Genomic DNA, 22,202 nt, shown 5'->3' on the forward strand with positions numbered 1-22,202 from the left:
GTAAAGCGTTTCGGGTCGTGCCCTCTTCGACCATGTCCAACGGTACGCTGTGATGGAATTTTACAAAGCTGACGAGCTCATATGATGAGCCTGTAAAAAAATTTTTTAGGCTTTATCGTAGAGAAACAAAATGCGCTTGGCTTCTTCGCGAACTTGGTGACGCAGGGCCTGTGGCTCAATCACTTCCACCTCGGCGCCGTACTTCAACACATGCCGCCGAATCTCCGTCAAATCCGCAATGGGTACCGAAAGCGTGAGGGATCCGTCCTCCTCCATGCGCATTTTCTGATCCTTGTGCCAAATTTGGTCCCGAATGATGCGGGCAATGTTTGGAGAAAAACGAAGCACCGCCTTTTGCACCACCCCTCCGCGATAGATGCCAAAGGCCGTGTCGAGAAACCGGCTCACGTCGAATTGTTGCCCTTCATAGCGACGCGAAAGGACCTCCACCTCCCCCATGCGGCTGAGCATGAAAATGCGCGGTTCATCGCGGTAGTGGCAATAGGCGACGAGATGCCACGTTCCGCGGTAGTTGTGGAGTCGATAGGGTTCCACGACACGCCGCGCGGTTTGACCTGAATAGCCCGTATGATACACGATTCGAAGAATCCGCCTTTGAAGGATGGCGTCCGCCACCGTTTTCAGTAGTCGCATGTCACAGTCGGCCCATTCCACGTTTTCAAAAGAGACGGCCTCAAGAATACGCGGACCGAAGTGCATGGTCAGGAGCTCCTTGACTCTTTCGTGAAAGCTTCGAATCTCCTGGGGAAGTGAGTTGAGGTTTTGGGTCATTTGGCGGCAAAGGCCATGCATGAGCAGCAATTGATGAGCGTCGAACCAGTAGGGGGGAAGTTCAAACGAGGCGTCGGTTAAAAAATATCCCCGACGTTGCCGGTCGTAGGCCACGGGAGCCCCCAGACGGTCGCGAAGGAAGGCCACATCGCGCTTGAAAGTGCTGGAAGACACTTCAAAGCGTTCTTGGTAGCTCGCCGCCGTGGGGAAAGCGTGCTGTTTCAGCTGCGTAAAAAACCAGAAGATTCGGTCCAGCATGCCAAGAACACCGGTCCAAGATCGTGGCGCCACATTTGAATAACGAAACCTTGAAACGGAAGTTAAGCCACACAAGCCACGGGCATGGAAAGAAAACCATAAGTATCTTGGGGATTATCAGTTGCCATGCGATGGGTCAAGGAAAACAACCATCGCCTACGAAGCCTGAAAAGCTTTCGGCGGACCAGCGGGGGGAAAAGTTTGGGCCTTCAGGCGAGTTCGCCGGAATCCTGGACCAGACGGGGCACCAGCTCGCCGGCTTTACCTCGCAAGCTTACGGCAAAGGCGCGGCTATAAGGCGTGGGTTCTAGGTTGATTTCCACGACGAAGGCACCGTGCTGCTGGGCATAGACGCCCATGGAGGCGGCGGGCTGCACAACGCCCGAGGTTCCGATAACCAGCATGAGATCGCAGTGTTCCAGACTGGTGTAGGCGCGCTGCAGAACGTCGGCATCCAAAGACTCGCCGAACCAGACCACGTCCGGGCGAAGCATGCCGCCGCAGGCCTCGCAGTGGGGTGGAAACGGAATAGGCACGCGCCGGTCTTCGGTTTTGAGGCCGCATCGTGTGCAACGGACCCACCAGATGTTGCCATGCAGTTCAAGGACGGAACGAGATCCGGCGGCCTGATGCAGCCCATCAATGTTTTGCGTCAAAAGGACGAAATGTTCGCAGCGCTGTTCCAAGGTCACCAAAGCTTTGTGCGCGTCGTTGGGCTTCAGGGGGTGCAACACTTCTCGGCGATAATTGTAGAATTCCCACACCAGCTGAGGATCTTTGGCAAAGGCTTCCGGGGTAGCCAGGTCCGTGGCCCGATAGGTGCGCCATAAACCGCCAGCGCCTCGAAAGGTGGGCACGCCGGATTCCGCCGAGATGCCTGCCCCCGTGAGCACCACGATGCGGCGGGCCTGCCGCAATTTATCTCGAACCATCTCCATGTTTTTCGCCACCTGCTCCGGCCGACTCACAGGGCCCCTCCTTCGTCCAAGGATCGAAAAATGGCGTAAATATCAAGCCCTCGGCGTCGAAATCCTTCCAGCCCGTAGACCATATTGGCTTCCAAAACCCACCAGCGACCGTGGGCAAAACAGATGTCCAGACCCACTTCATCAAAACGGCACACGGTGGCCGTCCATCGGGCAAAATCCAGAGCTTCTTGCGGAATGTTTTCGAAATCGATGGAACCACCTCGGGATACATTGTTCCGGAACTCTCCGGCCGGAGCCTTTCGCCAGTAGGCATGCACCACCTGCTGGGCAATGAGCACCACGCGAAGATCCCTGTCGATGGGAAGGTATTCTTGAATGTAGGCCGGATGATGCGCCGACAGGTAGGATTCCAGATCCTTTGGCGTGCGCACCAGCCAAACCCCTTCACCCTGTGAGGATCCCACGGGCTTCTTGGCGACAAAGGGATAGGGAAAATCCCGTTCTATGCGTTTGGCGCGGTTGGAGCCGTAATAGAGCTTGGTTCGAGGGTGCGGTACATCCAGGAGCTGAAACAGGGCGGTCTGGCGAATCTTATGGCCCATAAAGCCGTAATAGTTCTGAGGAAAAACTCTCTTGCCCAAGGAGCGAAAGAGGTCTTCGTAGAGCCGACTGGGGTAATAGACGATGGAGCTTTCTGCGATTCGTTCGCGGACCTCTTTGGGATAATCCATCCAGTTGGGCTGTACGCCCACACAGTCCACGGAAGGGCAGTGTCGCAGGCGCTTTCCCAAAGACACACGTTTATTCACCATCGTCTTCCCCTCTCACCGTTTTTATGTGACACAGCAAAAGGGAGCATGTCAAAATTTTCATGATGGTCCCATTCAAACATAGGAGCGAGGTCATGGTGCGGATTGTTGCCCTGTTTGGAAGTCCGAGAAGATCCGGAAACACCTCCACCCTGCTTTCTCACGCCGTTGAGGGGGCCCGCGACGTCGGTGCGGTCGTGGACTGTTTTCATCTGCGCGACTTTAAGATTTCTCCGTGTTTGGAACTCTACGGGTGCAAAACCTCGGGGCGATGCATCATCGAAGACGACTTTCAAAAAATCGCCGAGGCCATTCAGCAATCCCGCGGCATCATGCTGGCTTCACCCGTTTTCTTTTACACGGTATCGGCGCACACGAAGATCTTCATGGATCGATGCCAGTCACTGTGGGTCAAACGCTATTGGATTGATGGCGTCCCGTTCGGATCGAAAAACTACGATCGTCGCGGTTTTTTTATCGCCGCCGGGGCCACGCAGGGCAAAAAACTTTTTGACGGCGTGTTGCTGACTGTCCGCTACTTCTTTGACGCCCTGGGTGCCGACCTCTGGGACAGTTTGTTGGTGCGCGGCGTCGATGCGGAAGGCGACATTCTTCAACGGCCCCAGGACTTGATCGCCGCACGGGAAAAGGGTAAAGACTTCGCCCGGGTTCTCATGGAAGGCCCCTGTTGAAGCTTGAGCGAAAATGCTCTGAGAGCGTGACACGGGTGTGGCGCCGCACGGCGCGATAAGGTGTCGCGGCTTTCGCTGTATTTACATAGGTTGCAGAGAGAAAGGGCGGGCAGGATGCCCGGCCCTTTGGAACACGGGGAGGAAGACGGTGGAGGATAAAAGCCAAAAGGCCTTTCTCATACTGAACAGCCTCTTTGTGGGCAGTCTGGTCATCGCCTCGGTTTTGGCAAGCAAGATCATCACGGTTTTTGGGTTAGTGGTGCCCGCGGGCGTGCTGGCCTACTGCGTGACCTTTGTGGTCACCGACGTGATCGGTGAACTTTGGGGCCGGGAAAAGGCAAAAACGGTGGTTTTGGGAGGGTTTGTCGCACTTGTCTTTTCCCTGCTTTTGGTGCGCCTCGCCTTGATGTGGCCTTCAGCGCCGTTTTGGCCACATGAGCCGGCCTTTCGAACTGTTTTGGACAGTACGTCCCGCATCATCGTGGCCTCCTTCGGCGCCTATCTTCTCAGCCAATACCACGACGTGTGGGTCTTTCACCTGCTGCGTCGGCTCTCGGGAGGAAAACATCTGTGGCTGCGAAACAATGCCTCCACAGCCGTCTCCCAGCTCATTGACACCGTGGTCTTCATTACCATCGCCTTTTATGGGGTCATGCCCATCGCTCCCTTGATTCTTGGCCAATGGATTATCAAGCTCGGCATCGCGTTTCTGGACACGCCGGTCATCTACGCCGTCGTCTGGGTGCTCAAGACGCGCCGATGGGCTCCGGCGGGCTCGGTTCTTCCCACACCCTCCACCCGATGAGGCTTTTTCCATGATGGGCCAGGGGCCCCAAAAGCCTGGGGAACACCAGCTCAAGAGGGCCTGGGTATTCCTCAAACCCTTGGTGGGCCGCTATGCGTGGCGCTTGGTATTCGGCTTTTTGTGCCTGGCTGTGGTGGACCTGTTGCAACTGTGGATTCCTCGCGTCATGAAACACGCCGTGGACGGGGTTTCCACCGGCGAAGATTCCGGCTGGCTGGCCGTGCGGGTGGCTCAGATCGTCGTCTTGGCCCTGATCATTGCCGTCCTGAGGTATTTCTGGCGGTATTTCCTTTTGGGTTTTTCGCGGCTTCTGGAAAAGGATATTCGCCGAACCATGCTGGCCCATGTGCTCACCCTGGACCGCACGGCCCTGCACGGGCGAAGCCCCGGCGATATTTTGGCCCTTTCCGGAAACGACCTCGCTTCGGTGCAGCTTGCCGCGGGCATGGGGCTGGTGGCTTTCGTGGATGCGATCTTTATGAGCCTGGCCGCATTGGCCTTTATGGCCGCCCTCCATGGAACATTGACGGCCGTCGCCGTTGCTCCCCTCCCCTTTCTGGCCCTGGCCACGCGATCCTTATCGGGCCGGCTGCATGCGCGCTTTGTGAAGGTTCAGGAAAAGTTTTCCGAACTCACCGAATGCGCGCGCACCACGCTCACATCCATTCGCTTGTTCAAGGCGTATAATCAAGAAGAGTCGCAAACGGCGCGATTTGATGCGCTGGGTCGTGCCTATGTGCACCACAACCTGCGGGCGGCCATAGTGGAAGGGACCCTTTTCCCCTTCGCCGGCCTGGTCAGCAACGCCAGCGTGCTCCTCGTCCTCTATTTCGGCGGCCTTCTGACCATGCACCAGGCCCTGACTGCGGGTGATTTCGTGGCGTTCATGGCTTACCTGCACCTGCTTACATGGCCCATGATGGCTTTCGGATGGGTGGCCAATCTGTTCCAACGGGGTCTGACGAGCCTGCAACGCATTCAGGAGCTTCTTGCGGACCGGGCGGCTTTGGAAGATCCGCCGCGCCCCGTTCGCCTTCCGACAGCGCCTTTTACCCTTCAGCTTCACGGCTGCACCTTTGCGTACCCCGCCATGGAAACTCCGGCGCTTCAGGATTGTTCCGTTACCCTTACCCCTGGCATCACGGGCCTTGTGGGACCGACGGGCGCGGGCAAGTCCACTCTGTGCGCCATTCTGACGCGTCTTTACCCCGTGCCTCGAGGCGCTTACACCGTGAACGGCTGCGACGTGAACGACCTGGGCATCGCCGACCTAAGGTCGCTCATGGCCTACGTGCCGCAGGAAGGGGTGCTTTTTTCCGATACGGTGGCTGCTAATATCGCCTTTGGGAAGCCCGACGCGACCCTGGAAGAGATTCAGGCGGTGGCGCGAGCGGCGGTCATTCACGATGAAATTGTCGCGATGGCCTCGGGCTATGAAACACGCTTGGGAGAAAAGGGTGTGCGCCTATCCGGAGGCCAGCGCCAGCGGATTGCGTTGGCCCGAGCCCTTTTGCTGGATCGGCCCATCCTGATCATCGACGATGCCCTTTCCGCGGTGGACACCGAAACGGAACAAAGAATCCTCAAGGAATTGGCAAAGCGCTGCCAGGGTAAGACCTGCTTGATCATCTCCCACCGAATCGCCCAGCTTGCGGACGCCCACAGACTCCTGGTTATGGACAACGGCCGTATCGTGGATTCCGGCTCCCATCACGACCTGCTGCAACGCAACCCATTTTATCGAACGATTCACCAACACCAGACCCGCATGTCGTGTGCGCGGTGAAGCGCCATGCATTACGGTTACGGATACTTTGAAGAAGCTCAACTGGGACGTGTTCGGGATCTGAAACTCTGGAAACGCCTTTGGGGAATTCTTCGGCCCTTTTGGAAACCCATTTTCGGAGCGGCCCTGCTTTCCATGAGCATTTCCGCTGCAGGTTTGGCCATTCCCTATGTGGTGCGCGTGGGAGTGGACCGCTTCATCACGCAGGACGCTTTGCCCTTGGCGTCGCGCGTGGAAGGATTGCGTCATCTTGCCTGGATTTTTGTGGGTCTTATGGCCGCAGGGTTCGTGGGCAACTTTTTCCAAGTGGTCCTCCTGGAATGGACCGGCCAACAGGTCATGCACGGACTCCGACAACGCCTCTTTCACCATGTGGTCCATCTGGATGTGGCTTTTTTCAACCGAAACCCCGTGGGCAAACTGGTGACGCGCCTGACGAACGATATACAAAACATGCATGAGGCCATGACATCGGTCGTGGTGACGGTGTTCAACGACTTCCTTCAACTCTTCGGTATCCTGGCCATTCTGTTTTGGATGGACTGGCGCTTGACAACATGGCTATGCACGATAATTCCCGTCGTCCTGGTGGTCACCCTGTGGTTCAGCCGGCTGGCCCGTGAATCCTTTCGGAATCTGCGAACGCGCCTGGCCAGCCTCAACGCCTTCTTGCAGGAAGTTCTGAGCGGCCTGTACATCATTCAGGTATTTCAAAGGGAACAGGACACGGCCGCCCGTTTTGAAAGCCTCAATGAAGCGCATCGATGGGCCGCCTTTCGCCAAATTCATCTTTTCGGCCTCTTCATGCCCTTCATAGAAGTGGTCCATTCCAGCGCGGTGGCGCTCATGATCTGGTTCGGCGGTCGAGGCATCGTGGAAGGTTCCATGTCTTTGGGAACTCTAATTGCCTTTTTGTCCTATGTGCGCCTGTGCTTTCAGCCGCTTAGAGAACTGTCGCAAAAATATTCCATTGTGCAGTCCGCTTTGGCTTCCGCCGAAAGAATCTTTGAACTGCTGGACACGCCACGGTCCATCCCGAATCCTACCGGCGCCAAAACCCTGCCCCGCGTGAGCGGCGCCCTCACTTTTGATCGCATCTCCTTCGGCTATGATCCCGACCGCCTCGTGCTCAAGGACGTCTCCTTTCATGTCAATGCCGGCGAAACCTTAGCCGTCCTCGGCCCCACGGGTGCCGGCAAGACCACGCTGATCCATTTGCTGGAACGATTCTATGAACCGACGGCCGGTCGAATTCTCTTGGACGGCCACGATCTCAAGGTCTTGGACCTTACGTGGCTGCGCCGTCAGATCGGACTGGTGTTGCAGGACGTGTTCCTTGTGCCGGGAACACTTCGAGAAAACATCTGCCTGGATCTTTCGCTGGACTCCGAGACGCTGGATCGCATCGTGCACCATGCTCAGTTGGCGGCCTTGATTAGCCGTCTTCCCGAAGGGTTGAACACGCGCATCGGCCCCGGGGGCATGGATCTTTCCGCAGGCCAGAAGCAGCTGCTCGCCTTTGCCCGCGTCTTGGCACGAGACCCCAAGATTCTTATCCTTGACGAAGCCACATCCAATGTGGATTCCTCCACAGAACGGGACATGGAAGCGGCCATGGAAACCGTGCTGGCGGGCAGGACCGCCATTGTGATTGCCCACCGGCTGTCCACGGTGCAAAAAGCTACGCGAATCCTTGTGCTGGAAGAAGGCCGCGTGGTGGAATGGGGGCAGCCCGAGGATCTGCTTCAACGTCATGGGCATTACGCCAGGCTGATTCAAGGCGATTCGGCCTGCGCAAGGCCCATGAAAGACGATGCCTCTGGGCCTTTTCACGAGTTTTCACCCTCAGAGTAAAGGAGCGTATGATGGCTGCTAAAAAGCCGCATATCTTGACCTGGATTGGCGTTATGTCGGGCATGATCTTCGCCACGGCCTGTCTTTCTTCAGCTCAACCCGCTGCGGGGCCGATGGGAGGCTGGGAAAAAGGGGGGACATATGATCGTTTCTACAATGCTCAGGAACTGGACAAGTTCAAGGGCACGGTGACGAAGATTCAGGAAGTGACCCCTTTGAAGGGCATGAGTCCCGGTGTGGCCCTGATGGTCAAGGAGAAGGACGGCGATAATGTTTTGGTGCATCTGGGGCCGCGCTGGTTCATCGATCCCCAGACCATGGGCATTCGAGTTGGCGACAAGGTCAAGGTGACGGGCTGCTGGGCCGACATCAACGATCAGGAAGTCTTCATCGCCTCCAAGGTCAAAAAAGGGGACCACTTTGAATTCAAGGTGCGGCTCACGAAGGACGGCACGCCGTTTTGGACCATGAGCCCGGAAGAATTGGCCAAGAAGCGAGCGGGCGACTGATGTCATGAAGACCTTTCTACTCGTCTTTCTCACCGTCTACAGCACCATGCATGCGGTGTTTCTTTACCGCGTGCATGGCCTTTTTGAGGGCCGCCAAGGCTGGTGGGCGGCCTTTCTGGTTTTTTGCGCTTTCATGGTGCTTGCCCCCATCCTGTGCCGCGTCCTGGAGCGGACGGGGTGGGAAGTTCCTGCGCGCCTTGTGGCCTATGTGGGCTATCCCTGGATGGGCTTTCTGTTCCTGGCTTTTTGGCTCTCACTTCTTGTGGGCGCCGTCAATGGTCTTTTGTGGCTACTTCACCGCTTTTCGGGACTGGGAACGGCCGGGCTTTCAGGCAAACCAACGGCTCTGGGCGTGATTCTGGTCGCAGCCGTGGTCAGCTTGTACGCCGCGTGGGAAGCCCATGACGTGCGCATCGAACGCGTGCGGCTGCACACGGACAAGCTTCCACCCCATGTGCCTCGGCTGGTGGTGGCGCAGATTTCCGACGTGCACTTGGGCCTCAACGGTCGTCAGGCCCTCTCGGAACGGATTGTTCGAACGTTGCGTCACATTGCGCCGGATCTCGTGGTGTCCACAGGGGATTTGGTGGATGGCCGAACCCATGCCCTGGAACCACTGCTTCCCTTGTGGCAAGACCTTCAGCCGCCCCTGGGAAAAGTGGCCATCGTGGGAAACCATGAATACTACGTGGGCTTGCAAGATGCCATGGACTGGACACGGCGTGCCGGCTTTGTGCTGCTCAGGGACGAGGCCACCACTCTGGCGGGCCTCGTCAATGTGGTGGGCGTGGACGACTCTTGGAAAGACCGCCCCGAAACCGAATCCCGCCTCCTTCAATCCGCCGCCAACGGCCTTTTGACCCTCTACCTCAAGCACAGGCCTCAAATCTGCCCAGAGACCCTCGGCCTCTTTGACCTACAATTGTCCGGGCACACGCATCGGGGCCAAATTTTTCCGTTCACTCTGTTCGTGGCCCTGATGTATCCTTTCTTCAACGGGACTTACGAACTGGAAAAGGGATCCGCGCTGCACACCAGTCGAGGCACGGGGACCTGGGGTCCTCCCATGCGGTTACTGGCGCCACCGGAAATCACCGTGCTGGAGTTCGTTCGAAGGGAATGATGGGGGCTGCAAGGCCCTGCTTGAATGAGAAAGCGGCCGCCCCCTCACTGCAAAGCCTGAAAAAAAGGAGGATGAGACCGTGGACAAGAACCGATACATGTATTTTGTGGGCGCCTTGCTTTATGTGAACCTGACGGCTCTGGTCATCCTCGGCTTGCTGCTTAAATTTGTCATTCCCACCGGAGCTCGAGCCATAGGATCCCCTCCCAGTTTTCTAGGACTTTCTCGCCACGGTTGGGCCGACCTTCACGGCACACTGGGCATCCTTTTCATCGTGCTGACCGTGGCGCATCTTCTCCTGAACTGGAATTGGGTGGTCCAGTCTTCCAAACGTTACTTTCAGGACAAATGGGTCAAAGCCTTGTTGGTGCTGAGTGCCGTGTGGGTACCGATAATTTTTGTGGGTTGGATTGTTTCCCGCTAAGTTATGAAGTCCGGCATGCCACTCGCTGCGACACGGTGACGTTGTCATTCAGACAGCAGGCTCGAAACAACAAGGACAGGATGTGGCCTCGGTGATTGTGGCACGGGCCAACCAGGGCGCCGCATGATTGGCCGGACTCTTTTCTTTTTGACAATCAAGATCCCCCAGAAAAATATCGCCCATAAAACCCCGTGCAGGTCTGAAAAACCGGCAGCAAAAAAGACGACAACTTTTGTTCCATCGGTTTATCGTTTGACAGGACTGGACACTTTTGCGACAGCGCACGTGTGTCGGCTGCGTTCGCAGGCCGGAGAACCGCCCCCTCAAGAAGGCATGCCCGCTGATTCAAAAAAGCCTTCAGCGGCTTTCATCGTGAAGTGACAAGGTCGTAACGGTCTCGCCGCACAGACCTCGCTCTGTTTCGTCCCCCCAGGGAGCATCCCCGGAATACGTTCCTTGACCATTCAATGCAGGACGTATAGGGTATTGTGCAAAAGATTTTTTCTCATACCTAATTTGAGCGATTTTGGAGCAAGATAGAGGCCACGATCGTTTCCCTGACCATCGAAGTGTCGATTTTGGCACTCCGATGGCCATCTTTGAGCTACTGACTGGGCAATTTTTTTTGTGAATGAGCCCTGATGTTTAGTATGTCGTCAAATTTACGCGATTTTGGGGACACCTCTCCACTTGTAAGTAATTTCTTCGGTGCTGGACTTCCCTTCCCCCCAGCAATATCTGGGCGGCGCCCCGCTTTTGTACCAAAGCCTGTCGAAATGGAGGGCCTCAAAGGTTGCCGTCGTCACTTTCAGCACCACAGGGCGGCCGTGATGCACGATCTTGGCGGCCATGTCCATCACCCTACGGCGCAGCGTGGTGGCATAGCTAACGGGCTCGACCACCGGCGCGCAGACGTCTTGCTTGAAGCTCGCGTCGAGAAGAAAGGCCACCAGCATCGTGTCGTAGAAGGCGGCATTGGGGGCAAAGCGCTTGAAAGGCAGAGGCCGAAATCCTTCAGCGCTCGATGCACCAGCTCCTCAGTGCCTCGGCCGTGGTAACCGGCGAGGATCCCTTGCCCTTGAAGCCAATGACCATGTCCAGCCTTGGTGAGCGCCGTATGGATGGCCTGTCCCATACCCAGGTTGGTGACCACCACCGTGTCAGGCCGGGCAAAAGGCAGCACCATATGGGCATCTTGATACAGCGGACGGCAAAGCAGGGCTCGACGAAACGACTTCCACCGACCGCACCTTGTGCCAAGCTCCAGGTATTGCCAGACCTGGCTCCCTTGCTTGTAGCGGCCCCAGGCGGCCTGGTTCCTCTGGCTTTGGGCCAAAATTCCTTCTTATACAGCTTGCCGCCACAGATGTCGCCAATGAGCAAATTTTTAAAAGCCTCGAAAAGCTTTTGGTCAAAAAGTTCGCTGTCCATGCGAACAATGATAGCCACGTCGGCTCGATTGGGCGTGCGGATTCTGGCCACCACATGGCGTAGCATTCGCTCCACCGTATTGCCGTTGTTGTTATGGGCATCTCCGCGACGAAAGACCGCATCTAGTGGTTGTCCTATGGCAGTAGAGGTGTTTGCAGGCAATACGGGAGATATCCTTCCACGCTCCAATCCCAAAGGACAAAAATCAGAGGCCGGTTTGGACCGGAGCCGGTCGTTTTTTTGGGGGAGCGAGGACTTCTAACCAAGGCTCGTCTACGCAAGGACATTAAACCTGTTGAGGGTCTTGATCGAATTACAGCGTTGCCCGCGAGTTAAATCCGAAAACTGGTTGACTGTGGCTCGCTTCAGCCCTCTCTCTTTAGTGAGCGCAATCTCGCGGAGATTACGGACCCTGCTTTCCCGAGCGAAAGGCTGATTGTATGCAGAAACCCGCTTTTGGCAGCTGAACGTTTCCGCAAACGCCAAGAGCTGCTCGTAGCGACGCAGAAGGAACTCGACAAGATTCTACCGGCCACCCAAAGAGAGAAACGCGCCCTTAAAGGCAAGGCCAGAATTGCTCTCAAGGTGGGAAAAGTCATGAACAAATTCAAAATGGCGAAACATTTTCATCTTAGCATCGGCGAAACCGGCTTTTCTTACCAACTCAAAAAAGACCATATTGCCAAGGAGGCGGCATTGGATGGCATCTATGTCATTCGGACCAGCTTGCCTCCAGAAAAACTTGATGCTGAGGGGGCGGTGAAGTCCTACAAAGGGCTTTCTGCGGTGGAGCGTGCGTTTCGATGCTCCAAGGCGGTCGATTTAAAGGTCCGTCCGATCCATCATCGCCTGGAGCACAGGGATCGGGCTCATGTCTTCCTGTGTATGCTGGCCTATGACCTGGAGTGGCATACGTGCCGGGCGTTGAGCCCGATTCTCTTTGATGACGATGACCCTGTTGCCGCAGAGGCGCAACGGGACTCCGTGGTCGAGCTAGCTCAAGGGTCTCCCTCTGCGCAACAAAAAGCCCTGTCGAAGCGCACAAAGGAGCATCTGCCGGCCCACAGTTTCAGAACTTTGCTCAAGGACCTGGCAACGATTTCTAAAAACCTGGTCAAGCCAAGGTTGAAAAACGCTCCAAGTTTCGAGAAAACAACATTGCCACCGTCCTGCAGCAGAAGGCTTTTAAACTGATCGGGTTGAAAATCTGATGTGTCCAGTAAGGGCTCTGGGACTTTTAGAAAGTATCCGCAACAATAAGGACTTGCAATTTCCACATTCTGAAACTTCAGGCTAAAGTACGCAAAGGAGTTGACGAAGAACATGGCTATCGGCGTTCAGGACATCACCACAGGAGAGCAAGATGGAACCCAAGGACACCACATCCCCGGGCACTCCCAGCCCTTTCTCCTTTGACCGTCTACACGACGCCTAACTCTTGATTCACGCTTGAGGAGGTTTGACCATGGTCATGGATGACATTCGGCGAATGATTGAAACGGCGATTCCTTTTGTGGAGCGATCCGGTTTGAAGGTTCTGGAACTGTCTCCCGGCTACGTGAAGCTGCGCATGCCCTTTGACGGCAACCAAAACCATGTGGGCACCATGTATGCGGGAGCGCTCTTTACCCTGGCGGAAATTCCCGGCGGAGCCTTGTGCTACGGCACCTTCGATCCTCAAAAATATTTTCCCTTGGCCAAGGAAATGACCATTCGGTATCGAAAACCTGTCCGAACCGACGCGTTCATTGAAGTGGGGCTTTCTCAGAATGAGATTCAGCGTATTCAGCGGGATCTGGACACCCACGGCAAGGCCGACTTTACGGTGCACGCGGATGTTCGGGATGCCGAGGGCGATGCCGTTGCCTCTATTTCCGGCCTTTATCAAATCCGGGCTGTGACCTTGTAAATTCCCAGTGGACCAGAAGCTGGCAGAAGAGGGGCACGAGGGGCCTTGAAGGGGCATAGTCATAAAAGGTTCGCTTGGAAACGGGCAAAATGAAAAGGGATCAAAAAGCGTCCGGAAAAGCACTTGTGGACCTTGCGAGGGTCATTTTGCACTGGAACGGTTCGGGGTGTCAGGTCCCGCGAAGTCATGAACCGATTTCACAAAAAGTTGAGGTTGTTTTTGGACCCAATTTTTAAGTGCCTGAATTGGGGTTATATGGCCAAGATTTTTCTGGGGGATGTGGTGATTACCTAATTTGAGCGATTTTGGAGCAAGATAGAGGCGACGATCGTTTCCCTGAACATCGAAGTGTCGATTTTGGCACTCCGATGGCTATCTTTGAGCTACTGACTGGGCAATTTTTTTTGTGAATGAGCCCTGATGTTTAGTATGTCGTCAGATTTACGCGATTTTGGAGACGCCTCTCCACTTGTAGGTGATTTCTTCGGTGGTGCACGTTCCTGACCCCTAGTAATATCTGGGGGGCGCCCCGCTTTTGTACCAAAGCCTCTCGAAATGGAGAGCCTCAAAGGTTGCCGTCGTCACTTTCAGCACCACACGGCGGCCGCGACGCACGATCTTGGCGGCCATGTCCACCACGCTACGGCGCAGCGTGGTGGCATAGCAAACGGGCTCGGCGACCGGTGCGTAGACGTCTTGCTTGAAGCTCGCGTCGAGAAAAAAGGCCACCAGCATCGTGTCGAAGAAGGTGGCATTGGGGGCAAAGCGCTTGAAAGGCAGAGGCCGAAATCCTTCAGCGCTCGATGCACCAGCTCCTCACTGCCTCGGCCGTGGTCACCGGCGATGAACCCTTGCCCTTGAAGCCATTGAGCGTATCCAGCCTTGGTGAGCGCCGTATGGATGGCCTGTCCCATACCCAGGTTGGTGACCACCACCGTGTCGGGCCGGGCAAAAGGCAGCACCATATGGGCATCTTGATACAGCAGACGCCAAAACAGGGCTCGATGAAACGACTTCCACCGACCGCACCTTGTGCCAAGCTCCAGGTATTGCCAGACCTGGCTCCCTTGCTTGTAGCGGCCCCAGGCGGCCTGGTTCCTCTGGCTTTGGGCCACAAATTCCTTCTTTTACTGCTTGCCGCCACAGATGTCGCCAATGAGCAAATTTTCAAAAGCCTCGAAAAGCTTTTGGTCAAAAAGTTCGCTGCCCATGCGAACGATGATAGCCACGTCAGCTCGATTGGGCTTGCGGATTCTGGCCACCATGTGGCGTACCATTCGCTCCACCCTCTTGCCGTTGTTGCTGTGGGCATCTCCGCGACGAAAGACCGCATCGATGATGTCATTTTGCCATGTCATCTGCAGCGGCTGAAATCCTTTGACACGCTTGTAGGTGGGCTTGACGCCGTGGCCTCCCCGGGCCTCGTCGTTGTCCATGACCATGGTGTCCATGCCCAAAACAATCAGATCGGGCTCTTGCAGTTTAAGACGCCACAAAAACAACCGCTGCAAAAGGTGCCGGTACAAGTCAATGCGCGGCCACCAAAAAGAGCAGAAGAACCGTTTGACGGCGTGGGAGGAAAGCATGCGACCCGACTCACACTCGATGGCGGCGGCAAAGCCCGCGTCCTTGGCCAGGGCATCGAAGTCAACCAGGTGCCGGCTCGTGCCGTCCATAAAAAACATAGCAGCTGCTTGAAAATCTCGGTGATCGGCTGCCCCTTGCGGCGACGACGCATGGAGCCAAAGAAAGTATCGATCTGCTAAAAAATATGGATGTTGCCAAGATAGCGAACAAACAAAATCAAACCGCCGCGGCCTGTAAGCGTATCGGGGGGGCACCTCAACGCCGTCAATTCTTGGTTTGCCTTTTGTCGCGGTTATGGTACGTCCCATTGTGAAGTTCCCACCTTGTGGGTTACATTCGCGCGGTATGGGATCTTTCAAACAAGTTCATTATACTACGTAATTAGCCCATTAGGTGTAGGTGGGATTTTTTCGCTTAAATCGCTCAGTTTAGGTCATAGGAAGCTTTTCATAACGGGGGGAATGTTGGTTTTTCGCACGGCGGGCATTGAGGTGGCGCCCTGGATACCGCCGCTGGTGGCCTTTGTGATTTCCTTTTTCACGTCCATGGGTGGAGTGTCCGGAGCCTTTCTGTTGCTTCCCTTTCAGATGTCCGTTTTGGGCTATACGGATCCGTCGGTGAGTGCCACCAACCAATTGTTTAACATCGTTGCCATTCCCAGCGGCGTGTACCGGTACTGGAAAGAAGGCCGCATGGTGTGGCCTCTCACCTGGGCCGTGGTTGCGGGCACCTTGCCCGGAGTGTTTATTGGAGCCATCGTCCGGGTATCCTATCTTCCCAATCCCAAGCATTTCAAATTGTTTGCCGCCGCCGTGCTCCTCTACATCGGGTTGCGCATGGTCCAGGATTTGCATAAGAACAAAGCGGGGGCCCACACAAAGGCCGATGCCGAAAAAAAATTTCGGGAGATGGTGCGCCGTCATCGAGCGCAAGGGGCTCAGGCCGGACAAGGAACGGCCGAGGCGCTTCCTAAGGTCAAGGTGACCCACTTCAATATGCGGCGCTTGGGCTACACCTTTTACGAAGAGGTCTACGACACCCCCTTTTGGGGGATCTTTGCGCTGGCCTTCATTGTCGGCATTGTGGGCGGCATCTACGGCATTGGGGGTGGGGCCATTATTGCGCCATTTTTTGTCACGTTCTTCGGGTTGCCCGTTTACACCGTGGCCGGCGCCGCCCTCATGGGGACTTTTGTCACCTCCGTGGCGGGCGTGGCCTTTTATCAAGGCATAGCCCCCTTTCATCCGAATATGTCCGTCGCGCCGGACTGGCTTTTGGGTGTGCTGTTTGGGTTTGGAGGCATGGCCGGCATGTATCTGGGTGCGCGCTGCCAGAAGTATGTGCCGGCACGGGCCATCAAGTGGATGCTTGCGGGCATTATCCTTTTCACGGCCGTGAAGTATGTGGCGGCGTTTTTCGGCTATTCGTGAAGGGCTTGGGGATTCCAAGGCCGCGTGCTCTGGAACGGCATGGGCCGGCCGATTCCCTGATGAGCATCCTTGACAGTAAGAAACGGGGTTTGCTAACGTTTGCAGTACAATGGACATGCTAACACAGAGGCAATGAAGTCTGCCTGAACCGCCTCGCACTCCGCCCATGTGTGGGGATGATGACTTCTCCAGGGAGCTCGAAGCAAACGGGTGCGATGCCCGCTGCCTAGAGACTTTCGGGTGGGGCGCAAGTGGCGCTTCGCGTTGAACAAAAACCCCACCCGACTGCGGATGGGGTTTTCTTTTAATGCCGGACCCGGGAGGGAGACCCAATGCTGGAGCATTACCGAAAAACACAGGCCAAGCTTCTCAAAGCGCTGGATGATATTCAGCAGCTCACCACGATAAACCTCAACGCGGCCATCACGGACCGAATCAACGTGCTGTACGATAAGATTCGCCAGAGCGCCTTTTATCTGGTGGTCCTTGGCGAATTCAAGAGAGGCAAGAGCACCCTCATCAATGCCGTTCTCAAGGATAATCTTCTTCCCACGGCGGTTGTTCCCTTGACGTCTATCGTCACCATGATTCACTACGGTCCCGAAGAGAAAATCTGCGTTCGATTCAAGGACGGAACGACCCGCACCATTCCTCGAAAAGCTTTGGCGGACTACGTGACGGAAAGAGGGAATCCCGACAACGTCAAGGGGGTTGACCGAGTGGAAATCTCTTATCCCGCCGACACCCTTCGGGGTGGCGTCCATTTGATCGACACACCCGGGGTGGGCTCCATTTTCGAAACCAACACCCAGGCCACCTACGACTTCCTGCCCCAGGTGGATGCAGCCCTTTTCCTTTTCACGGCCGATCCCCCTCTCAGCCGATCGGAATTGGCCTTTTTGCGCGATGTATGTCAGTACGTTACGAAAATCTTTTTCATCCAGAACAAGATCGACGTGGTGGCCCCTGAAGACCGCGAGGAGTCCCTAGCGTTTTCTCAACAGATTTTGAAAGACACGTTGAAGGAGGATGAAGTCCGCATTCTGCCTCTTTCTGCCAAATTGGCGTTGGAAGGCCGTGCCAAAGGCGACGAGGCCAAGATCGCTCAAAGTTACTTCCCTCAGCTGGAAGATGTCCTCACACAATTTCTCACCCAGGAAAAAGGCCGTGTCCTTTTGCAGTCCGGGCTGCAGTCGGCCCGAAAAATCCTTAATGATCTGGAGTTTTCTGCCAAGCTTGAGCAGAAAGCCATCGAAATGCCGCTCGAGGACCTGGAACAAAAAATTGCCTTGTTTCACAAAGAGCTACGAAAAATTCAACGAGAGCGCGAAGAAAACGGGTATTATTTTGAGGCGGAAATCAAGCGGATTATGGATTGGCTGGATCGTGAACTGAAAGAGCTTCAAAAAGAGCGTCTGCCCGAACTCGTGAAACAATTGCAGGATGAAGGGGAAAAGCATCAACATATTCCCATATCGCAATACGTAGAAAAGATGGAAGACTGTCTGAGTCAGGGCATCATCCACACCTTTGATGATTGGATTGTGCGCCAAGAAAAGGCCCTCAATGAAGAATTTGCCCGCGTGTCCCGACAGTACTCGGACCGCACGAATCAGGTCATCGACCGACTCATTGAGGCTTCCGCCAAGCTATTTGATATTCCGTTTCAAACGATACAATCGGATGAATCCCTTCGTGCGGACAGCCGTTTTTATTACCTGCTCGGTGATCCTCCCCGCTTTTTTGACATCGCCGGGGCCGTCGATTTCTTTTCCCGCAAGATCTTGCCCAAAAGCTTTTCCCAGAAAAAAGTCCTCGCTGACTTGATGAAAAAACTCCCGGAACGCATCGATGCCAACTGCGGGCGGGTTCGTGCCGACTTCATGCGCCGTTTGCAGGAGAGTTTTTTGGAGTTTCGTTGGAATTTGAACGCCAAGATCGATGCCACGGCCAAGGGCATTCAAGATGCTTTGGACAAGGCCGTGGTTCTCAAAAAGGCTGAATCAGCCGAGCGGGACAAGAAAAAGCTAATGCTTCATGAAGCCATGCAAAGCATTCTCAGAGTCAAAACGGACTTGGAGGAAATTGCGCTGGAAGTCGCCTAAGGCTTGGTGGACGTTGTTGTTGCAGGAGGGTTTGTCGTGGCCATCAGTTTGGCTCTGATCATCGTTCTGGGTCTGCTCGCGGATTACGTTTTTAGGAAAATCAAGCTTCCGGGTCTGGTGGGCATGTTGTTTGTTGGGGTTCTTGCGGGACCCTACGTTTTGGGTCTCATGCGCCCCGAAATAATGCAGGTCTCGGCGGATTTTCGAAAGATCGCCCTCATTGTCATCCTGCTTCGAGCTGGTTTTGAATTGCATCGGGATACTTTGAACCGCGTGGGGCGGGCCGCTTTAACCATGAGCGCTGTCCCGGCCGTCTTCGAAATTCTGGGTGTCATGCTGGTGGCGCCGAAATGGTTGGGCATCAGTCTCTTGGAAGCGGCGATTCTGGGAGCCATCCTGAGCGCCGTTTCTCCGGCCGTCGTCGTGCCCTTAATGATTGACTATATGGATCGAGGCCTCGGGGCGAAGAAAGGTGTGCCGACGCTCATTCTCGGCGCCTCTTCGGTGGATGACGTCTTTGTCATCGTTTTGTTCACCATTTTCCTTGGCATGTACGGCGGTGGCGAGGTGAACATCTGGGCAAAACTCGCCGAAATTCCCATTTCCATTGTGCTGGGCATTCTCGTCGGGGCTGTTCCCGGTTACCTCCTCTACAAGCTTTTTACCGCCTACGACTGGAAACCTCCAAAACGCACCTTGATGGTTCTAGGAGTCTCCATTGTCTTGACCTGGTTGGAGTCGGCCGTGGAACATTGGGTGCCGGTGGCCAGCCTTTTGGGTGTGATGGCCATCGGGTTTGTGATTCTGGAAAAGGCCGAACCCATCGCCCATCTGATTTCCCAAAAGCTTAAGAAGCTTTGGGTCTTTGCGGAACTGCTGCTGTTCGTGTTGGTGGGAGCGCAGGTGAACATTCATGTGGCCTGGAAGGCGGGCCTGGCCGGAACGGCGGTCATCTTTGTGGGGCTCATTTTTCGAAGCGTGGGCACATGGATTTCCCTGTTGGGCACGCCGCTGAACCGAAAAGAGAAACTCTTCTGCGTCGTGGCTTATATTCCCAAGGCGACGGTGCAGGCGGCCATCGGGGCTGTGCCCATGGCCGCCGGAGTGGCTTCGGGGGAATTGATCCTGGCCGTGGCGGTCCTATCCATTCTTTTGACCGCCCCGCTGGGAGCCATCGGCGTCATGCTGCTGGGCGACAAGTGCTTGGAAAAGGGAGATGTGAGCCCCTATCAGTTCAAGGCGCTTCGTGCCAAGCTGGATCTTCCACGCGTCGGCGAGCGGGTGCGCAGCAAGCGTTACGGAACGGTCTGGAAAATCATCGAAGAAAAAGAAACGTGGATTCCGGTGCCGGCTCACCTTCGCGGTCTCGGTTTCCCGGATGGAAAAATGCCGGCCATCGTGGTTCGTTTTTGGAAAGAGGACAGCGCCAAGGGTCCCGGGACCGGAAAGACCATGAGCTATCGCTACAGTCAGGCGGATCCCTCCTTTCAAGAACACTGGGAAGTTCTCTACGATTGGTAGCGCTCAAGGGGGTGTAATGACCCCAAGGAATCAAGACCAAAATGTGCTTTATGGTGACCGCGCTACTCGAGGCTTATCTGTCCGGATCACGTAGTGTCCCGGTATGGATGGGCGTGCGCAAAAGGCAGGCAGGGGGTGGTGGTCATCAGGGCACGCGACATTTTCACCCCGTGCCCATATCGACGGGTTGAGATCCTTATGAACCGCTGCACCCCATTCGGCAGCGACATCTGTACGCCATTCGGCAACAACATTTAGACGACATTCCGCACCAACATTTGAATGAACCCCGCATTCAGCCACCCCAACGTAGGGGCAGCCCTTGTGGCTGCCCATGATTGGGGCAGGCACAGGGGCCTACCCCGATCCGAGGCATCCATGCCGATTGCCAGGAAATTCGGCCGTTCGTCGGTGCATGCATTCAGATGCGCCAGAGATCGTCGGGGTTCCATGTGGTCGCAAGTGGATTTTCGCAGGCATTTGACCAGCGTTAGGGGTTGTCCATTTGACATTGTGCTCGCGTGCCATATCCACTATGGTTTTGTGATTTTTGAGAATTTCCAGCACCATCTCCCTTTGACGATTGGCCGTCCATCTCTGCACTCGGACCGGCTTGACCACTCTTTCTTCCATCACACACGCCCTTTTGCGGACCAAATTCAACGCTTATGGCTGGTTCAGTCCAGTGCGGGGTCACTATACGTGCCCATCACTTGGTCACTCCCGCGAAAGCGGGAGCCCACAACAGACGGCAGGTCTCGCCTTTGCCTTCACTGCCCAGCGGTGGTCAACCAGCCCGTGAATCCTAATAGGGTGCCTCGCAAGAGCGTTGGCCGCCTGGCAGGGACAGACGCCGGCTGGTATGGTGGTTTCGCGGGCAAGGGCCGTGCGTTCCAGCTTCATTGGATCCCGGCTTTGGCCGGGATGACGCAGCGTGTTGAAGATGACGGAGGGTACGGGGACGACGGGGACGTGCGGAGATGATGGGAGGTGTTGGGATGACGTATGCATCCGCGGTATCGCTGCATTGCTCCGCACTGAAACCTCGCTTTGGCCGGGATGACGAAAGGTGCTAGGGATGACAAAGAGCTGTCGAGCCGGTGAAGGCCGCTATTTGAGGGGGCTGTGGCGTTCTTTAAGAAGAACGGGAATGGTGCGGGCGCGGTATCGAAAAATCCAGGCGATGAGTGCGCCGATTACGGGGGCGGCCCATTCTCCGATCGGGTATAAGGGAAGCGCCCATTGAACATGGTCGTGCATCCAGACGCCTTCCGGATTGGCGCGAAATGTGTGAGTATGCACCCACCGTCGGTAAGGGCCGCGAATCTGTTCGTCTACAAAACAGCATGGAGGGTTCCATACGTTAATCCGCGTTGTCCAGCCAAAGGGAATACCAAATAGCCGCAACCGGTACTGAATGATCGTGCCGACGCCCATGGCAATGGGCATCGGCGTGAGGATGCGAAAGTGCAGAGCCGGCGGCGTGATGCGTTCCAAATTGGCTGCATCGGAAAAAAAGCTGAACACATGGTCCAAAGAATGAGGAAGCAGAATGTTTGTTTCAAAGACTCGCACCTTCAGACGGCGATGGCGACGGCGTGGAACCTGCACGGTAGCCAAATCGAGCAGGCCGCGGCGCGTGCGGCGATTGTGCGCTGAGGGTTGAAGCCTGGCAAGGGTGGCGTGATTTTCTAAGGAGGTTGCACGGATGGATGAGCTGCTTAAGGGTTTTCCGGTAGTCATTGAACTTCCTGTGGTCTGGGGTGAAATGGACGCTTTTCAGCACGTGAACAATGTGGTCTATTTTCGTTATATGGAAACGGCCCGCATCGCCTATTTCCTCAAAATGAACTACATGAAAATCATGGAAGAAACGGGGTTAGGGCCCATCCTGGCTTCCACACAATGCCGATACCGTTTTCCTTTGACCTACCCGGACTCCGTATCCGTAGGCGCTCGCGTGCCGCACGTGGAGGAGGATCGATTTCGCATGGAATATCGGATTGTGAGTCATCGCCACCAGAAAGTGGCCGCCGAAGGGGACGCCCTGATTGTTTCCTATGATTACAGGAAGCGGACCAAGGCTCCACTTCCCGAGGCGGTGCGCCGCTACATTCTGGAAATGGAAGAGCGAAGAACCTAGCTGTCAGGTCCCGCAAAGTCATGAACCGATTTCACAAAAAGTTGAGGTCTTTTTTGTTGCCAATTTTTGAGTGCCTGAATCGGGGTTATATGGCC

19 protein-coding genes, 2 pseudogenes and 1 riboswitch are annotated in these 22,202 nt (G+C 55.6%); of the genes and pseudogenes, 13 read left to right on the top strand and 8 right to left on the bottom strand.

The window, feature by feature from the left end:
• Window positions 1–105: 105 nt before the first annotated feature.
• The 3 genes from EDC27_RS15110 to EDC27_RS15120 form a co-directional block, all read right to left on the bottom strand.
• Window positions 106–1,050 carry a helix-turn-helix transcriptional regulator gene (locus EDC27_RS15110; RefSeq protein ID WP_123291463.1) on the bottom strand — a complete coding sequence of 315 codons (945 nt, stop codon included), beginning with the start codon at window positions 1,048–1,050 and terminating at the stop codon, window positions 106–108.
• 209 nt (window positions 1,051–1,259) lie between these two features.
• Complete coding sequence (locus EDC27_RS15115; RefSeq protein WP_245994633.1) at window positions 1,260–2,018, bottom strand: SIR2 family NAD-dependent protein deacylase; 759 nt, start codon at window positions 2,016–2,018, stop codon at window positions 1,260–1,262.
• A complete protein-coding gene (locus tag EDC27_RS15120) occupies window positions 2,015–2,791 on the bottom strand; it encodes an ATP-grasp domain-containing protein (RefSeq protein WP_123291464.1) in 777 nt (258 codons plus the stop codon). The genes EDC27_RS15115 and EDC27_RS15120 overlap by 4 nt, the downstream gene beginning before the upstream one ends.
• Before the next feature lie 92 nt (window positions 2,792–2,883).
• Between EDC27_RS15120 and EDC27_RS15125 the strand changes: the two genes are divergently transcribed.
• The 7 genes from EDC27_RS15125 to EDC27_RS15155 all read left to right on the top strand — a co-directional run bounded on the left by EDC27_RS15125 (window position 2,884) and on the right by EDC27_RS15155 (window position 9,981).
• Complete coding sequence (locus EDC27_RS15125) at window positions 2,884–3,480, top strand: flavodoxin family protein (protein WP_123291465.1); 597 nt, start codon at window positions 2,884–2,886, stop codon at window positions 3,478–3,480.
• A gap of 148 nt (window positions 3,481–3,628) precedes the next feature.
• Window positions 3,629–4,285 (top strand): queuosine precursor transporter, encoded by a 657-nt coding sequence (locus tag EDC27_RS15130; protein ID WP_123291466.1) that lies wholly within the window; start codon window positions 3,629–3,631, stop codon window positions 4,283–4,285.
• A 10-nt stretch (window positions 4,286–4,295) separates the two neighbouring features.
• Window positions 4,296–6,071: an ABC transporter ATP-binding protein gene (locus EDC27_RS15135; protein WP_123291467.1), complete on the top strand. Its 1,776-nt coding sequence runs from the start codon at window positions 4,296–4,298 to the stop codon at window positions 6,069–6,071.
• A 6-nt stretch (window positions 6,072–6,077) separates the two neighbouring features.
• A complete protein-coding gene (locus EDC27_RS15140) occupies window positions 6,078–7,925 on the top strand; it encodes an ABC transporter ATP-binding protein (RefSeq protein WP_123291468.1) in 1,848 nt (615 codons plus the stop codon).
• 8 nt (window positions 7,926–7,933) lie between these two features.
• Window positions 7,934–8,434 carry a hypothetical protein gene (locus tag EDC27_RS15145; protein ID WP_170161861.1) on the top strand — a complete coding sequence of 167 codons (501 nt, stop codon included), beginning with the start codon at window positions 7,934–7,936 and terminating at the stop codon, window positions 8,432–8,434.
• A 4-nt stretch (window positions 8,435–8,438) separates the two neighbouring features.
• The gene (locus EDC27_RS15150; protein ID WP_123291470.1) at window positions 8,439–9,557 is read left to right on the top strand and encodes a metallophosphoesterase; all 1,119 of its coding nucleotides are present in this window, start codon (window positions 8,439–8,441) and stop codon (window positions 9,555–9,557) included.
• A 79-nt stretch (window positions 9,558–9,636) separates the two neighbouring features.
• On the top strand, window positions 9,637–9,981 hold the full coding sequence (locus EDC27_RS15155; protein WP_123291471.1) for a DUF4405 domain-containing protein: 345 nt from the start codon (window positions 9,637–9,639) through the stop codon (window positions 9,979–9,981).
• A 662-nt stretch (window positions 9,982–10,643) separates the two neighbouring features.
• On the opposite strand, the gene EDC27_RS15165 is transcribed toward EDC27_RS15155, so the two are convergent.
• Window positions 10,644–10,937 (bottom strand): hypothetical protein, encoded by a 294-nt coding sequence (locus EDC27_RS15165; protein ID WP_123291473.1) that lies wholly within the window; start codon window positions 10,935–10,937, stop codon window positions 10,644–10,646.
• Window positions 10,938–11,847: 910 nt separating this feature from the next.
• On the opposite strand from EDC27_RS15165, the gene EDC27_RS15175 reads away from it, so the two are divergent.
• Window positions 11,848–12,606: an IS1634 family transposase gene (locus EDC27_RS15175; RefSeq protein WP_456318753.1), complete on the top strand. Its 759-nt coding sequence runs from the start codon at window positions 11,848–11,850 to the stop codon at window positions 12,604–12,606.
• 271 nt (window positions 12,607–12,877) lie between these two features.
• Entirely contained in the window at window positions 12,878–13,321 is a 444-nt protein-coding gene (locus tag EDC27_RS15180; protein ID WP_123291476.1) for a PaaI family thioesterase, read from the top strand.
• A gap of 141 nt (window positions 13,322–13,462) precedes the next feature.
• Here the strand turns inward: EDC27_RS15180 and EDC27_RS16970 are convergent.
• From EDC27_RS16970 to EDC27_RS15190, 3 genes and pseudogenes are all read right to left on the bottom strand, one after another.
• Window positions 13,463–13,615: pseudogene (locus EDC27_RS16970) on the bottom strand (IS481 family transposase); the annotation flags it as partial.
• A 293-nt stretch (window positions 13,616–13,908) separates the two neighbouring features.
• Window positions 13,909–14,436: a hypothetical protein gene (locus EDC27_RS15840; protein ID WP_148045793.1), complete on the bottom strand. Its 528-nt coding sequence runs from the start codon at window positions 14,434–14,436 to the stop codon at window positions 13,909–13,911.
• A gap of 12 nt (window positions 14,437–14,448) precedes the next feature.
• Window positions 14,449–15,006: a hypothetical protein gene (locus EDC27_RS15190; RefSeq protein ID WP_123291478.1), complete on the bottom strand. Its 558-nt coding sequence runs from the start codon at window positions 15,004–15,006 to the stop codon at window positions 14,449–14,451.
• 366 nt (window positions 15,007–15,372) lie between these two features.
• Here EDC27_RS15190 and EDC27_RS15195 point away from each other — a divergent pair, with 366 nt between their 5' ends.
• The 3 genes and pseudogenes from EDC27_RS15195 to EDC27_RS15205 all read left to right on the top strand — a co-directional run.
• Entirely contained in the window at window positions 15,373–16,338 is a 966-nt protein-coding gene (locus EDC27_RS15195) for a sulfite exporter TauE/SafE family protein (RefSeq protein ID WP_211334933.1), read from the top strand.
• A 119-nt stretch (window positions 16,339–16,457) separates the two neighbouring features.
• Window positions 16,458–16,534, top strand: a riboswitch (Fluoride riboswitch).
• A 136-nt stretch (window positions 16,535–16,670) separates the two neighbouring features.
• A complete protein-coding gene (locus EDC27_RS15200; protein WP_123291480.1) occupies window positions 16,671–18,443 on the top strand; it encodes a dynamin family protein in 1,773 nt (590 codons plus the stop codon).
• A 36-nt stretch (window positions 18,444–18,479) separates the two neighbouring features.
• Window positions 18,480–19,652, top strand: a pseudogene (locus tag EDC27_RS15205) (cation:proton antiporter); the annotation flags it as partial.
• 1,422 nt (window positions 19,653–21,074) lie between these two features.
• Here the strand turns inward: EDC27_RS15205 and EDC27_RS15215 are convergent.
• Window positions 21,075–21,575: an SRPBCC family protein gene (locus EDC27_RS15215; protein WP_245994636.1), complete on the bottom strand. Its 501-nt coding sequence runs from the start codon at window positions 21,573–21,575 to the stop codon at window positions 21,075–21,077.
• A gap of 97 nt (window positions 21,576–21,672) precedes the next feature.
• On the opposite strand from EDC27_RS15215, the gene EDC27_RS15220 reads away from it, so the two are divergent.
• Window positions 21,673–22,107 carry an acyl-CoA thioesterase gene (locus EDC27_RS15220; RefSeq protein WP_123291483.1) on the top strand — a complete coding sequence of 145 codons (435 nt, stop codon included), beginning with the start codon at window positions 21,673–21,675 and terminating at the stop codon, window positions 22,105–22,107.
• Window positions 22,108–22,202 lie beyond the last annotated feature (95 nt).

Origin of the sequence: Desulfosoma caldarium, assembly GCF_003751385.1 — a bacterium.
Taxonomy (GTDB): Bacteria; Desulfobacterota; Syntrophobacteria; order Syntrophobacterales; family DSM-9756; genus Desulfosoma; species Desulfosoma caldarium.

Bases quoted from the DNA above. Each gene is read 5' to 3' on its own strand.
- EDC27_RS15110 (WP_123291463.1), bottom strand. From the start codon at position 1,050: ATGCTGGACCGAATCTTCTGGTTTTTTACGCAGCTGAAACAGCACGCT.
- EDC27_RS15120 (WP_123291464.1), bottom strand. From the start codon at position 2,791: ATGGTGAATAAACGTGTGTCTTTGGGAAAGCGCCTGCGACACTGCCCT.
- EDC27_RS15125 (WP_123291465.1), top strand. From the start codon at position 2,884: ATGGTGCGGATTGTTGCCCTGTTTGGAAGTCCGAGAAGATCCGGAAAC.
- EDC27_RS15135 (WP_123291467.1), top strand. From the start codon at position 4,296: ATGATGGGCCAGGGGCCCCAAAAGCCTGGGGAACACCAGCTCAAGAGG.
- EDC27_RS15140 (WP_123291468.1), top strand. From the start codon at position 6,078: ATGCATTACGGTTACGGATACTTTGAAGAAGCTCAACTGGGACGTGTT.
- EDC27_RS15145 (WP_170161861.1), top strand. From the start codon at position 7,934: ATGATGGCTGCTAAAAAGCCGCATATCTTGACCTGGATTGGCGTTATG.
- EDC27_RS15150 (WP_123291470.1), top strand. From the start codon at position 8,439: ATGAAGACCTTTCTACTCGTCTTTCTCACCGTCTACAGCACCATGCAT.
- EDC27_RS15165 (WP_123291473.1), bottom strand. From the start codon at position 10,937: ATGCTGGTGGCCTTTCTTCTCGACGCGAGCTTCAAGCAAGACGTCTGC.
- EDC27_RS15180 (WP_123291476.1), top strand. From the start codon at position 12,878: ATGGTCATGGATGACATTCGGCGAATGATTGAAACGGCGATTCCTTTT.
- EDC27_RS15190 (WP_123291478.1), bottom strand. From the start codon at position 15,006: ATGTTTTTTATGGACGGCACGAGCCGGCACCTGGTTGACTTCGATGCC.
- EDC27_RS15200 (WP_123291480.1), top strand. From the start codon at position 16,671: ATGCTGGAGCATTACCGAAAAACACAGGCCAAGCTTCTCAAAGCGCTG.
- EDC27_RS15220 (WP_123291483.1), top strand. From the start codon at position 21,673: ATGGATGAGCTGCTTAAGGGTTTTCCGGTAGTCATTGAACTTCCTGTG.